Raw genomic sequence first — 12750 nt, forward strand, 5'->3', positions numbered from 1 at the left:
CGTACCACTTCCGCGAAGTTCCCCGCCGAAACAGCCGGAAGATCCCTTTCCGTGGCGGTACTTCAGGAGATTTCTTCCTGTGGCCCGGCGTATCCCTACTGCTTGGCGCCGCCCTTGGCCAGGAAGGACAGCAGGTCCTGGCGGCTGACGACACCGGTGGGCTTGCCCTCGACGAGGACGATCGCGGCGTCGGCGGTGCCGAGCACGGACATCAGGTCGCCGACCGGCTCGCCGGAGCCGACCTGCGGCAGCGGCGACGACATGTGCTTCTCCAGCGGGTCCTCCAGGGAGGCCCGCTTGGTGAACAGCGCGTCGAGCAGCTCGCGTTCGACGACGGATCCGATGACCTCGGCGGCCATCACGTCCGGGTGTCCGGCGCCCGGCTTCACGATCGGCATCTGCGAGACGCCGTACTCGCGCAGCACCTCGATGGCCTCGCCGACCGTCTCCTCCGGGTGCATGTGGACGAGGGAGGGGATGGAGCCGCCCGCCTTGTCGTTGAGGACGTCGGCGACGCGCGCGCTCGGGCCGGTGTCCTCCAGGAAGCCGTAGTCGGCCATCCACTCGTCGTTGAAGATCTTGCTGAGGTAGCCGCGCCCGCTGTCGGGGAGCAGGACGACCACGACATCGTCCGGCCCGAGCCGCTCGGCGACCCGCAGCGCGGCGACGACGGCCATACCGCAGGAGCCGCCGACGAGCAGCCCCTCCTCCTTGGCGAGGCGCCGCGTCATCTGGAACGAGTCCTTGTCGGACACGGCGACGATCTCGTCCGCGACGGTCCGGTCGTACGCCGTCGGCCAGAAGTCCTCGCCGACGCCCTCGACGAGATACGGCCGCCCGGACCCGCCGGAGTACACGGACCCCTCCGGGTCGGCGCCGACGACCTGGACCTTGCCGTCACTGGCGTCCTTCAGATACCGCCCCGTACCCGAGATGGTCCCGCCGGTGCCCACGCCCGCGACGAAGTGGGTGATCTTCCCCTCCGTCTGCTCCCACAGCTCGGGGCCGGTGGAGTGATAGTGCGAGAGGGGGTTGTTCGGGTTGGAGTACTGGTCGGGCTTCCAGGCGCCCGGGGTCTCCCGCACCAGCCGGTCGGAGACGTTGTAGTACGAGTCCGGGTGCTCGGGATCGACGGCGGTCGGGCAGACGACGACCTCGGCACCGTAGGCGCGCAGCACGTTGATCTTGTCGGTGGAGACCTTGTCCGGGCAGACGAAGATGCACTTGTAGCCCTTCTGCTGGGCCACGATGGCAAGCCCCACACCGGTGTTTCCACTGGTCGGCTCGACAATCGTGCCCCCCGGCTTGAGGGCGCCGCTCTCCTCCGCGGCCTCGATCATGCGCAGGGCGATGCGGTCCTTCACGGACCCGCCGGGGTTGAAGTACTCAACCTTCGCCAGGACCGTCGCCTGGATGCCCGCGGTCACGTTGTTGAGCCTCACCAGCGGGGTGTTGCCGACGAGACTGATCATCGAGTCGTGGAATTGCACCGTTGTCTCCGGAGCTGCGTTCTAAAGGGATGGTCCCGTCAGCCTACGGCCCTGGGGGACCGTTCACGCGCCGTTGAGATTGGCCGACGTACTCCACGGGGCAAGCAGTGGTTGTACGGCTACGAGGAGGTGGCGGCGACGGATGACGAGCTTGTCGAGGGCGAGGGTGGCTCGGCGCATCGCGGCGGGCGCTGCGTACGGCGGTGGCGGGATCGGCCTGGTCGGGGCGGCCACCGTCGGACTGGTGCTGGCCGAGGTACAGCTGGCGAAACGTCACGTGGGCAACGGGCACGCGCACGCGCCGCGCGCGGACGGCCTGTACGGGTACGCGTACACCGGTCCTGGCGAACAGCCCCTGCGCCTGACGATGCTCGGTGACTCCACGGCCGCGGGCCAGGGCGTGCACCGGGCCCGCCAGACGCCGGGGGCGCTGCTGGCCTCCGGGCTCGCGGCGGTGGCCGAGCGGCCGGTGGAGCTGTGCAATGTGGCGCTGCCGGGGGCCCAGTCGGACGACCTGGACCGCCAGGTGGCGCTCGTTCTCGCGGACACCACGCGGATGCCCGACGTCTGCGTGATCATGATCGGCGCGAACGATGTGACACACCGGATGCCGCCGACGCGCTCGGTGCGCCATCTGTCGTCGGCGGTACGCCGGCTGCGCACCGCCGGTGCCGAGGTCGTGGTCGGCACCTGTCCCGACCTGGGCACGGTCGAGCAGGTGCAGCAGCCGCTGCGGTGGCTGGCCCGGCGGGCGTCGCGTCAGCTGGCGGCGGCCCAGACCATCGGTACGGTCGAGCAGGGCGGACGGACGGTGTCGCTGGGTGACCTGCTGGGCCCGGAGTTCGAGGCGAACCCGCGCGAACTGTTCGGCCCCGACAACTACCACCCCTCGGCGGAGGGGTACGCGACTGCGGCGATGGCGATTCTCCCCACGGTGTGCGCGACGCTCGGTCTCTGGCCGGCCGAGGAGGAACGCCCGGACGTTTCGCGCCGCGAGGGGTTCCTGCCGGTCGCTCGTGCGGCAGCGGAGGCCGCCTCGGAGCCCGGCACGGAGGTCACGGCGGCCATGCCCACGGGCCCCCGCGGCCCCTGGGCCCTCCTGAAGCGCCGCCGCCGACGCCGCCTCCCCGCCACGGACCCGGCCCCGGCCACGTCCCCATGACAGGGGCTCCGCCCCTTCGACCCCGGGGGTTGTGTGTCGGGTGCGGGTGGGTGGGGGCTGGTCGCGCAGTTCCCCGCGCCCCTAAAGACAAAAGACCGGGGGCGGGCCGGGGGCGACGGGGCGCAGCCCCGAGCCTTCAGGGGCGCGGGGAACTGCGCGAACGGCCCCCACCGGCCCGCAGCCGACGACCCACCCAGGGGGGTCTGGGGGCGCAGCCCCCAGGAACGGGATGGGACGGGTAGGGGCGGCGGGGGCGAGAAAAGCAAGCGCTTAGAAAAGTGCGGCCCTAGTCACACCCCGACACCCGTGACCTGGACCATACGGACGGGTAACTTCCCAACCAGCCCTGCCCAATCCCCCGGTACGCCAATGGAGCCGTGATGCCCGAAGCCGTGATCGTCTCAGCCGCCCGCTCCCCGATCGGCCGCGCCTTCAAGGGCTCCCTGAAGGACGTGCGCCCCGACGACCTGACCGCCACGATCATCCAGACCGCCCTCGCCAAGGTCCCCGAGCTGGACCCGAGGGACATCGACGACCTGATGCTCGGCTGCGGCCTCCCCGGTGGCGAGCAGGGCCACAACCTCGCCCGCATCGTCGCCGTACAGATGGGAATGGACCACCTCCCGGGCTGCACCATCACCCGCTACTGCTCCTCCTCCCTCCAGACGAGCCGCATGGCCCTGCACGCCATCAAGGCGGGCGAGGGCGACGTCTTCATCTCGGCGGGCGTCGAGATGGTGTCGCGCAGCATCAAGGGCACCTCCGACGGGATGCCGGACACCCACAACCCCCTCTTCGCCGACGCGGAGGCCCGCACCCTTGCCGTCGCGCAGCAGGAGGGCACCACCTGGCACGACCCGCGCGAGGACGGCCTGATCCCGGACGCGTACATCGCGATGGGTCAGACCGCCGAGAACCTGGCCCGCCTGAAGGGCGTCACCCGCCAGGACATGGACGAGTTCGGCGTCCGCTCGCAGAACCTCGCCGAGGAAGCCATCAAGAACGGCTTCTGGGAGCGTGAGATCACCCCGATCACGACCCCCGACGGCACGGTCGTCAGCAAGGACGACGGTCCGCGCGCCGGCGTCAGCCTGGAGGGCGTGCAGGGCCTCAAGCCCGTCTTCCGCCCCGACGGCATGGTCACGGCCGCCAACTGCTGCCCGCTGAACGACGGCGCCGCCGCCCTCGTGATCATGTCCGACACCAAGGCCCGCGAGCTCGGCCTCACCCCGCTCGCCCGGATCGTGTCGACCGGCGTCACCGGCCTGTCCCCCGAGATCATGGGCCTCGGCCCGGTGGAGGCGAGCAAGCAGGCCCTGCGGCGCGCCGGTCTCACCGTCGACGACATCGACCTCTTCGAGATCAACGAGGCGTTCGCCGCCCAGGTGATCCCGAGCTACCGCGACCTGAACATCCCGCTGGACAAGCTGAACGTGAACGGTGGCGCCATCGCCGTCGGCCACCCCTTCGGCATGACCGGCGCCCGCATCACCGGCACGCTCATCAACAGCCTCCAGTTCCACGACAAGCAGTTCGGCCTGGAGACGATGTGCGTCGGCGGCGGCCAGGGCATGGCGATGGTCATCGAGCGCCTCAGCTAACCCGTTCCCGTAACGGGAGTTGAACCCAGCGTGACCGAATCGGCCCAGAGCCCCGTAATCACCGGGACTCTGGGCCGATTTGTGATCCAATCCCCCCCAAGATGTGACCTATCTCCCTCCGGAGAGGCATTTCCGCAGGTCAGAGCCATTGCGCAACTAAACCCCGGGCCCAAAGTCCTGTCCCATTCGTGACGTTACGCACTGACAGCTGGATGGTTCTCCCTTCAAGCTGATGTAGGAAGTCGGGGGTCGACTTTGAACCGGGAGTACGTCAGTGAGCGCCATGCCGATTGCTTTGCTGCTCACCACCGCCGCAACCGCGGCCGTGGGCGTCGCCGTTCTGCGCACCCTGCAGGGTCTGCGTCGGCAGGTAGCGGCCCTGAACACCGAGCTCGCCGAGAGCCGCGCCACGACCGCCGCACGCGGTCTGGTGCCCGCTGCCCGCTCGGCCGCCGACGCGGACGAGATACGCGCCGCGGTGGCCGAGGCGCTCGCCGAGGAGCGGGAGCGGGAGCTTGCCGAGGCACGGGCGTTCTGGGCCGCCCAGGAGGCCCGTGACGCCTCGGACGCGCCCTCGCTGCTCGGCCTGCCCGACAGCGAGATGTTCCTGCCGCGCCACTCGGACTTCGTGGGCCTGGAGCACCTGGAGCCGGTGACCGAGGCCGGCCTGGACGCCGAGGAGTTCGCCGGGGACTCCCCCGAACTCGCCGCGGCCCGCCGCCGCCACCCCTCCCACCCGGACTTCATACCGGTCCAGTCACCCGTCGTGAACGACCATGAGCGCACGGTGGCCTGTCTGGAGGAACTCGCCGAGTCCCGCACGGAACTGGCGGACGTCCGCCCCGGCCCCCTCGGCACCCTCGACGTCTACGTCTTCGCCGACGGCACCACCCTCTGCATGACCCCGGGCCACCGCGAAACCGCCGAACAACTCGCCGCCGCCCTCCGCGCCGGCGAAACCCCGGTCCTCCTCGGCGGCTCCGGAGTCTCCGGCGCCTACGCCCTGACGTTCGCCTACGGCGACCACAACATCTACATCCTGGCGGACCGAGTCATCGCGTCCCTGTAACGAGGGGCGAGTCCCTGTAACGAGGGCGAGCAGGAGCGCCCCTTTAGGGGCGCGGGGAACTGCGCGACCAGCCCCCACCGGCCCGCAGCCAACCAACTACCGCAGTTCCCCGGCGCCACCAGCGGAGCGCCCCCGCCGGAGTCGATCGAGAGATCAGACCCCGGCGCGTTTCTGCGCCTCCGCAACAAGCCCCACCGCTTCCGCCAGTTCCCCCTCGTCTTTCAGTACGACCGCCAAATCGTGCGCGGCAACAGTGATTTGGTCCGCGGCGGCGAACATCCCCGCGTCAGGCATCTCCCGAGCCTCCCCGGAAGGGTCCTCCAACCGCTGGGCACGCAGTGCCAACTCCCTGGCCAGCCCCAGCGCCTCGGCGGCAGCCCCGCGCTGGAGCCGGCTCTGCGGCGCGGCCCTCAACCGGTCGGCGAAGTGATCCACTGCACGAGTCAAAGGCGTCGTATCAAGCACGCGGCGAGCGTACGCGCCGTACCAGGACTGTTGCCAACAACCCAACCCTCAGGCACGGTGGCGTGAAGGACCGGCTTACATCCCCTTTGCGTCCGGAGGCGCCGATGTCCCACGTCCTCTCCGAGGAGACCCACCGCAACATGCTCGCCCGAATCCCCCACTGCACCGGTCGTGAAATCTCCGACTGGCTTCGCACCGTCGACGAAGGCCCCGCCCTCTTCCGCTTCGAGGAGAAGGTCAGCTGGCTCCGCGCCGAGCACAATCTCGCGTACGGACACGCCAAGGCGATCATTCACGAGTACGACCTGAGGAGGGCCGCGCGCAAACTGCTCTGAGCGCGCACCATCGTGACGACACAGGCATCCCACGGCAAAGGGCCCGCGAACCAGTGGTTCGCGGGCCCTTCAGTTCAGTCACCAGCCCTCAGGGGCCGGCCCGTCTAGTCGTCGCCGCTGAAGATGGCGACCAGGCGCAGCATCTCGACGTAGATCCACACGAGGGTCATGGTCAGGGCGAACGCCGCGATCCAGGCCTCGTCCTTCGGCGCGCCGTACGTGATGCCGTCCTCGATCTGCTTGAAGTCGAGGGTGAGGAAGAACGCGCCGATCAGGATCGCCAGGATGCCGACGATCGCGCCGAGCGGGCCCATGCTGCGCAGTCCGCCGTCCTCGGCGACGCCGAAGACGACCAGCAGCAGGTTGACCGCCATGACGACGACGAAGGCGATGGCGATGGTCATACCGATGCGCGCGTACCTCGCGGTCACACGGATCCAGCCCGCCTTGTAGACGAGCAGGGTCGCGCCGGCGACCGCCATGGTGCCCAGGACCGCCTGGAAGGGCGCGCCCGACCAGCGGCTGTTGTACATCTCGCTGATGACCCCGAGGAAGACGCCCTCGAAGGCGGCGTAACCGAGGATCAGCGCGGGCGAGGCCGTGCGCTTGAAGTTCTGCACCATGGCCAGCACGAAGGCGACCAGGGCGGAGCCGATGGCGAGCCCGTAGCTGGTGCTGGACACCGGCAGCAGCGCCCAGGCCAGGATGGCGCCGACGGCGACGGTGCCGAGCGTCATGGCCGAGCGCATGACGACGTCGTCCATCGTCATACGGCCGGTGGTGACCGGGGCCTGCGGCGGAGCGCCGTACTGCAGGTCCTGCTGTGCGTACGGGTTCTGCGCGTAGGGGTTGCCGCCCTGCTGGGCGTACGGGTTGCCCTGGGCGTACGGATTGCCCTGCGTCCCGGCAGCGGGTCCCCCGGCCTGCGGCGCCGCGTTGAAGCCCGCGTAGCCGTTGTCGCGGCTGAACCCCCGTCGCGAGAAGACCGGGTTACTGCTCCTCATTTCACTCCTCCATGGCCACCTAGCGCGGCCTTGGCCTCAAGAGTAATAGGTAGGCAAAGGATTGACCCTAGTGCTTGGGGAGGATCTTTCCCTTGCGGTGCCACGGTACGCGTGTGTCCCATGCCCTGCCCGCACTGGTACGAAGCCGTGACACCGCTCTCAGCCTCCTTTTTTCACGAGTTATTCCAGAGGAAACCCCGTGTACCCCTCCGCGAGGTCCGTCTCGGCCGCCCGTGAGCTCGCGATCCGCTCCAGACGGGCCAGCTGGACGCGGTCCTCGAAGCCTGTCGCATCGGGGTCGCGGTGCAGCAGGGTCGTCATGTCGTACGAGAACCTCTCGGCCTGCCAGACGCGGCGCAGACAGGTCTCGGAGTAGGCGTCGAGCAGTTCGCCCGAACCGGTCTCCTTCTCGTGCGCGAGTGCCCGCGCGAAGGTGACGACGTCGCCGACGGCGAGGTTGAGCCCCTTCGCTCCGGTCGGCGGCACTATGTGCGCGGCGTCACCGGCGAGGAAGACCCGCCCGTGCCGCATGGGCTCGTGGACGTAACTGCGCATCGGGGTGACGGACTTGGAGGTAATGGGCCCCCGCTGGAGCCGCCAGCCGTCCGTCGTCTCGAAGCGCCGGTCCAGCTCGTCCCAGATCTCCTCGTCGCTCCACGCCTGGGCGTCCGTGCCCTGGGGCACCTGGAGGTAGAGGCGGGAGACGCTGGGCGAGCGCATGCTGAGCAGGGCGAAGCCGCGGTCGTGACGGGCGTAGACCAGCTCGTCGTGCGAGGGCGGGACATCGGCGAGGATGCCGAGCCAGCCGAAGGGGTATGTCCGCTCGAAGACGCGGGAGAGCTCGGCGGGCACGGCCTTGCGGGCGACGCCCCAGAACCCGTCGCACCCGACGACGTAGTCGCACTCGAGCACGTCCTCGCGCCCGTCGTACGTGAACCGCACCCGTGGCCGCTCGCTCTCGGCGTCCTCCACGGCGAGCGCCTCGGCCCCGAAGAGCAGCGGCCCGCCCTCCTTGAGCTGGAGGGCGATGAGGTCCTTGCACACCTCGGTCTGCGCGTACACCATCACGGAGCGCCCGCCGGTGAGGGCCGGGAAGTCGACGCGGTGCCGCCCGCCCGCGAACCGCAGCTCGATCCCGTCGTGCGGCAGCCCCTCCCGGTCCAACCGCTCACCGGCCCCGGCGGCCCGCAGCACATCCACGGTCCCCTGCTCCAGGATCCCGGCCCGCTGCCGCTGCTCCACATACGCCCGGTCCCGGCTCTCCAGCACGACGGACTCGATGCCCGCGTTGTGCAGCAGCCGCGCCAGCAGCAGCCCGGCCGGCCCGGCCCCGATGATCCCGACGGTGGTACGCATCGGCACGCCCCTTCGCGTTCCTCAGTTCGTATAGTGAAATTTCCTTCACCATTATCTGAAGGGAGTCTCCGACCGCACGCGCTTGCTGTCAACGGTCGGCGACGAGGTCCTGAGGAAGGCCGGAGCCGAAGTAAGAGGTCGGAGGTGCCCGGAACCGGACTTGAACCGGTACGCCCGCGAGGGGCAGCGAGGTTTAAGCTCGCCGTGTCTGCATTCCACCATCCGGGCAGGCCATGGGCTCCGCATCGAGGTTCCGAGCCTATCGGGGCGCGTCCCCCGAACAGCGGACGGGCGGCCCGATGTTGTCTTATTTTATTGACGTCTGAGGGTGCATCAGCCCTCGGTACGGGCCATCCGCACTTGCCAACAGCCTTTCGGACGGCTCACGGCGGCGTATACGGAATGACGGAATTTCACCGTCCGAACAGGCCCCGAACACACCGAACACCCGGAGATCGCTCAGGGAAGCCCTGTCATCCCCAGGTATGACGCGACCGCGCCCGGTCCGACCGCAGGCTGCCTTCAGAACCAGAACAGCGGCTGACTACATCGCCCCGAACGGCAACGACGATGGAACACGTCCCCGAAAACGTCGTCGTCCCGACAGGAGCACCCTCCCGTGACCACCACTCCCCTCGCCGACCGAACCACCGCCGTGGCAGCCCGTGCCTCGGAACTGTCGAAGGTCTATGGACAGGGTGAGACCCAGGTGGTCGCCCTCGACCGGGTCACCGTCGACTTCCGCCAGGCCGAGTTCACCGCGATCATGGGCCCGTCGGGGTCCGGCAAGTCCACGCTGATGCACTGTGTGGCGGGCCTGGACACCTTCTCCTCCGGCTCCGTCCGCATCGGCGAGACCGAGCTGGGCTCCCTCAAGGACAAGCAGCTCACCAAGTTGCGCCGGGACAAGATCGGCTTCATCTTCCAGGCGTTCAACCTGCTGCCGACGCTGACGGCCCTGGAGAACATCACGCTCCCGATGGACATCGCGGGCCGCAAGCCCGACAAGGAGTGGCTCGACAAGGTCATCACGATGATCGGCCTCGCCGACCGCCTCCGCCACCGGCCCTCCCAGCTCTCCGGCGGCCAGCAGCAGCGCGTCGCCGTCGCCCGCGCTCTCGCCTCCCGCCCCGACATCATCTTCGGCGACGAGCCCACCGGAAACCTCGACTCCCGCTCGGGCGCGGAGGTGCTCGGCTTCCTGCGCAACTCCGTACGGGAGTTGGGGCAGACCGTGGTCATGGTGACCCACGACCCGGTGGCCGCCGCGTACGCCGACCGCGTCATCTTCCTCGCCGACGGCCGCATCGTCGACGAGGTCTACGGCCCGACCGCCGACTCCGTCCTCGACCGCATGAAGCAGTTCGACGCCAAGGGCCGCACCAGCTGAGCCACGGGTAACCGTCCCATCCCTGGGGGCTGCGCCCCCACGACCCCCGCTAAAAGATCGCGCAGTTCCCCGCGCCCCTTAAGGGGCGCGGGGAACTGCGCGACAACCCCCCACCGGCCCGCAGACAAAACACAACCCACGGGGTCTGGGGCGGAGCCCCAGAAGGATGGGACGGGTAGGGGCGGCGGGGGCGAGACAACCCACGCGCAGCCACACCCTCCACCCCGCCGACAGCCTCCCTCTCCTGGACTGAGAAACCATGTTCCGTACCGCCTTGCGCAACGTCCTCGCGCACAAGGCCAGGCTCCTGATGACCGTCCTCGCCGTAATGCTCGGCGTAGCGTTCGTGTCAGGCACCCTGGTCTTCACCAACACCATCTCCGACGCCTACCAGAAGAGCTCCGCCAAGGGCTTCGACCAGGTCGACGTCGCCATCCAGCCGGAGAGCCAGGCGGACCAGGGCGACACCGTCGGCAAGGACCCGAAGCTCACGCAGCCGCTGCTCGACAAGGCCGCCAAGGTCCCGGGCGCGGCCTCCGCGATCGGCGTGGTGAACGGCTTCACCGCCATCGCCGACAAGGACGGCAAGCTCATCGGCGGCGGCTTCCAGTCCCAGGGCGGCAACTACTGGGGCGACAAGGACCCCCGGTATCCGCTGACGAGCGGTCACGCCCCCAAGGGCACGGACGAGGTAGCGATCGACTCGGAGACCGCGAAGCGCGCGGGCTACAAGGTCGGCGACACCGTACGGCTGTCGGTCGACGGCCCGGTCCTCACGCCCACCGTCACCGGCATCTTCACCACCGACGACGGCAACGTCGCCGCGGGCGGCAGCCTCGCCCTCTTCGACACGAAGACCGCGCAGCAGCTCTTCGACTCGGTCGGCTCGTACGACGAGATCGACGTGAAGGCGGCGGCCGGCACCAGTCAGACGGCGCTGCGCAATGCCCTGGACGACGTCGTGCCGAAGGACACCGCCTCCACCACCACCGGCAAGCAGCTCGCCGACGACCAGGCCACCATGATCTCCTCGGCGATGAGCGGCATGAAGACGGGCCTGCTGGTCTTCGCCGGCATCGCGCTGTTCGTCGGCACGTTCATCATCGCCAACACCTTCACCATGCTGGTCGCCCAGCGCACCAAGGAACTGGCCCTGATGCGCGCCGTCGGCGCCTCCCGCCGGCAGGTCACGCGGTCGGTGCTGATCGAGGCGTTCGTCGTCGGCGCGGTCGCCGCCGTCGCGGGCCTGGCCGCGGGCATCGGCATCGGCGCCGGTATGCGCTCCCTGATGGGCACGCTCGGCGCCACCGTGCCGGACGGCCCGCTGGTGATCTCGCCGGGCACGATCGGCACCGCCCTGCTCGTCGGCATCCTCATCACGATGCTGGCCGCCTGGCTGCCGGGCCGCCGCGCGGCGAAGATCCCGCCGGTCGCCGCGATGAGCAGCGTGCACGCGAAGGCGACGACGAAGTCCCTGGTCGTACGGAACACGCTCGGCGCGCTCTTCTCGGCGGCGGGCGTCGCCGTGGTGCTGTACGCGACGACGATGGACGGCTCGGACGGCCAGGCCCCGATGGGTCTCGGCGCGGTCCTGCTCATCATCGGCGTCTTCGTCCTCACCCCGCTGCTGTCCCGCCCGCTGATCGCGGCCGCCGCGCCAGTCCTCCGTGTCTTCGGGGTCTCCGGCAAGCTGGCCCGCCAGAACTCGGTCCGCAACCCGCGCCGCACGGCCGCCACCGCCTCCGCCCTGATGATCGGCCTCACTCTGATCACCGGCATGACGGTGATGGCGGGCAGCCTGCAGAAGTCGATCGACAAGATGGCCAGCTCCGCGATCAAGGCGGACTACGTCGTCTCGATGGCGAACGGCAACGCGCTCTCGCCGGACGTCGCGAAGAAGCTCGCCGGCGTCGACGGGGTCACCGACACCAGCTCGCTGCGCGACGCGCCCTCGCGCATCGACCAGCGGACCGAGTACCTGACGGGTGTGAACGGCGGCTCCATCACGAAGCTCACCGACCTCACGATCGCGGACGGCGCCTTCAAGGTCGGCGGCACGCAGGTCGTCGTGGACAAGGACACCGCCAAGTCCCACCACTGGACGGCCGGTTCGCACTTCACGGTCTCGTACGAGGACGGGAAGAAGGAGGAGCTGTCCGTCGCCGGTGTCTATGAAGGCAACCAGATGATCAGCGGCATCATCGTGGACAACGCGACGCTCTCGCCCCATGAGACCGGCACCGCCTCCGACCTTCAGGTCATGGTGAAGACGGCGGGCGGCGCGTCGGACGCGGCCAAGGACAAGCTGGAGAAGGCCCTCGGCGACAACCCGGCCATCCAGGTCCAGGACAAGAAGGACATCTCCGACGGCATCGCGCAGATGTTCACGCTGATGCTGAACATGCTCTACGGCCTGCTCGCGATGGCGGTCATCGTCGCCGTCCTCGGTGTCATCAACACCCTCGCGATGTCGGTCTTCGAGCGCTCGCAGGAGATCGGGATGCTGCGGGCGATCGGCCTCGACCGCAAGGGCATCAAGCGCATGGTCCGCCTGGAGTCCCTGGTCATCTCGCTCTTCGGCGGCGTACTCGGCATCGGCCTGGGCGTGTTCTTCGGCTGGGCGGCCGGCGAGCTGCTGGGCACCAAGATGTCGACGTACGAACTGGTCCTGCCCTGGGGCCGGATGGGCGTCTTCCTGCTCCTCGCCGCCACGGTCGGCGTCCTGGCGGCACTGTGGCCGGCCCGGCGGGCGGCTCGCCTGAACATGCTGACGGCGATCAAGTCGGAGTAACGCGCCTTGGTGGTACGTGAGGAGGGGCCCCGTTCCAGCTGGAACGGGGCCCCTCCTCACGTACTCACGTACTCACCCACCTACGTC

The 12750-nt window shown here is 69.3% G+C and carries 10 protein-coding genes and 1 tRNA gene; 6 read left to right on the forward strand and 5 right to left on the reverse strand.

Annotated elements, in window-relative coordinates; translation table 11 throughout:
• Window positions 1-95: 95 nt before the first annotated feature.
• Complete coding sequence (locus tag AB5J50_RS20945; protein WP_327429268.1) at window positions 96-1490, reverse strand: cystathionine beta-synthase; 1395 nt, start codon at window positions 1488-1490, stop codon at window positions 96-98.
• A gap of 142 nt (window positions 1491-1632) precedes the next feature.
• Here AB5J50_RS20945 and AB5J50_RS20950 point away from each other — a divergent pair, with 142 nt between their 5' ends.
• The 3 genes from AB5J50_RS20950 (at window position 1633) to AB5J50_RS20960 (ending at window position 5322) form a co-directional block, all read left to right on the forward strand.
• Window positions 1633-2652: an SGNH/GDSL hydrolase family protein gene (locus AB5J50_RS20950; protein ID WP_369259968.1), complete on the forward strand. Its 1020-nt coding sequence runs from the start codon at window positions 1633-1635 to the stop codon at window positions 2650-2652.
• Window positions 2653-3032: 380 nt separating this feature from the next.
• Entirely contained in the window at window positions 3033-4253 is a 1221-nt protein-coding gene (locus tag AB5J50_RS20955) for an acetyl-CoA C-acetyltransferase (RefSeq protein ID WP_369259969.1), read from the forward strand.
• 283 nt (window positions 4254-4536) lie between these two features.
• Window positions 4537-5322 carry a hypothetical protein gene (locus AB5J50_RS20960; RefSeq protein WP_369265460.1) on the forward strand — a complete coding sequence of 262 codons (786 nt, stop codon included), beginning with the start codon at window positions 4537-4539 and terminating at the stop codon, window positions 5320-5322.
• A gap of 153 nt (window positions 5323-5475) precedes the next feature.
• On the opposite strand, the gene AB5J50_RS20965 is transcribed toward AB5J50_RS20960, so the two are convergent.
• The gene (locus AB5J50_RS20965; protein WP_327429271.1) at window positions 5476-5787 is read right to left on the reverse strand and encodes a hypothetical protein; all 312 of its coding nucleotides are present in this window, start codon (window positions 5785-5787) and stop codon (window positions 5476-5478) included.
• 104 nt (window positions 5788-5891) lie between these two features.
• Here AB5J50_RS20965 and AB5J50_RS20970 point away from each other — a divergent pair, with 104 nt between their 5' ends.
• The gene (locus AB5J50_RS20970) at window positions 5892-6122 is read left to right on the forward strand and encodes a DUF4287 domain-containing protein (RefSeq protein WP_327429272.1); all 231 of its coding nucleotides are present in this window, start codon (window positions 5892-5894) and stop codon (window positions 6120-6122) included.
• Window positions 6123-6226: 104 nt separating this feature from the next.
• Here AB5J50_RS20970 and AB5J50_RS20975 read toward each other — a convergent pair whose 3' ends face one another.
• The 3 genes from AB5J50_RS20975 to AB5J50_RS20985 form a co-directional block, all read right to left on the reverse strand.
• Window positions 6227-7126 carry a Bax inhibitor-1/YccA family protein gene (locus AB5J50_RS20975; protein ID WP_327429273.1) on the reverse strand — a complete coding sequence of 300 codons (900 nt, stop codon included), beginning with the start codon at window positions 7124-7126 and terminating at the stop codon, window positions 6227-6229.
• Between the two features lie 180 nt (window positions 7127-7306).
• Window positions 7307-8482 (reverse strand): 4-hydroxybenzoate 3-monooxygenase, encoded by a 1176-nt coding sequence (locus AB5J50_RS20980; RefSeq protein ID WP_369259970.1) that lies wholly within the window; start codon window positions 8480-8482, stop codon window positions 7307-7309.
• Between the two features lie 145 nt (window positions 8483-8627).
• Window positions 8628-8710, reverse strand: a tRNA-Leu gene (locus tag AB5J50_RS20985).
• A gap of 391 nt (window positions 8711-9101) precedes the next feature.
• Here AB5J50_RS20985 and AB5J50_RS20990 point away from each other — a divergent pair.
• Both AB5J50_RS20990 and AB5J50_RS20995 read left to right on the forward strand, forming a co-directional pair.
• Window positions 9102-9872: an ABC transporter ATP-binding protein gene (locus AB5J50_RS20990; RefSeq protein ID WP_369259971.1), complete on the forward strand. Its 771-nt coding sequence runs from the start codon at window positions 9102-9104 to the stop codon at window positions 9870-9872.
• A gap of 259 nt (window positions 9873-10131) precedes the next feature.
• Window positions 10132-12663 (forward strand): ABC transporter permease, encoded by a 2532-nt coding sequence (locus AB5J50_RS20995; protein WP_369259972.1) that lies wholly within the window; start codon window positions 10132-10134, stop codon window positions 12661-12663.
• Window positions 12664-12750: the final 87 nt, after the last annotated feature.

This window comes from Streptomyces sp. R35 (genome assembly GCF_041053035.1).
Lineage (GTDB): Bacteria > Actinomycetota > Actinomycetes > Streptomycetales > Streptomycetaceae > Streptomyces > Streptomyces lutosisoli.

What these genes read in the sequence shown, in the direction of transcription:
- AB5J50_RS20950 (WP_369259968.1), top strand. Translation starts at nt 1,633, where the DNA reads ATGACGAGCTTGTCGAGGGCGAGGGTGGCTCGGCGCATCGCGGCGGGC.
- AB5J50_RS20955 (WP_369259969.1), top strand. Translation starts at nt 3,033, where the DNA reads ATGCCCGAAGCCGTGATCGTCTCAGCCGCCCGCTCCCCGATCGGCCGC.
- AB5J50_RS20960 (WP_369265460.1), top strand. Translation starts at nt 4,537, where the DNA reads ATGCCGATTGCTTTGCTGCTCACCACCGCCGCAACCGCGGCCGTGGGC.
- AB5J50_RS20970 (WP_327429272.1), top strand. Translation starts at nt 5,892, where the DNA reads ATGTCCCACGTCCTCTCCGAGGAGACCCACCGCAACATGCTCGCCCGA.
- AB5J50_RS20975 (WP_327429273.1), bottom strand. Translation starts at nt 7,126, where the DNA reads ATGAGGAGCAGTAACCCGGTCTTCTCGCGACGGGGGTTCAGCCGCGAC.
- AB5J50_RS20980 (WP_369259970.1), bottom strand. Translation starts at nt 8,482, where the DNA reads ATGCGTACCACCGTCGGGATCATCGGGGCCGGGCCGGCCGGGCTGCTG.
- AB5J50_RS20995 (WP_369259972.1), top strand. Translation starts at nt 10,132, where the DNA reads ATGTTCCGTACCGCCTTGCGCAACGTCCTCGCGCACAAGGCCAGGCTC.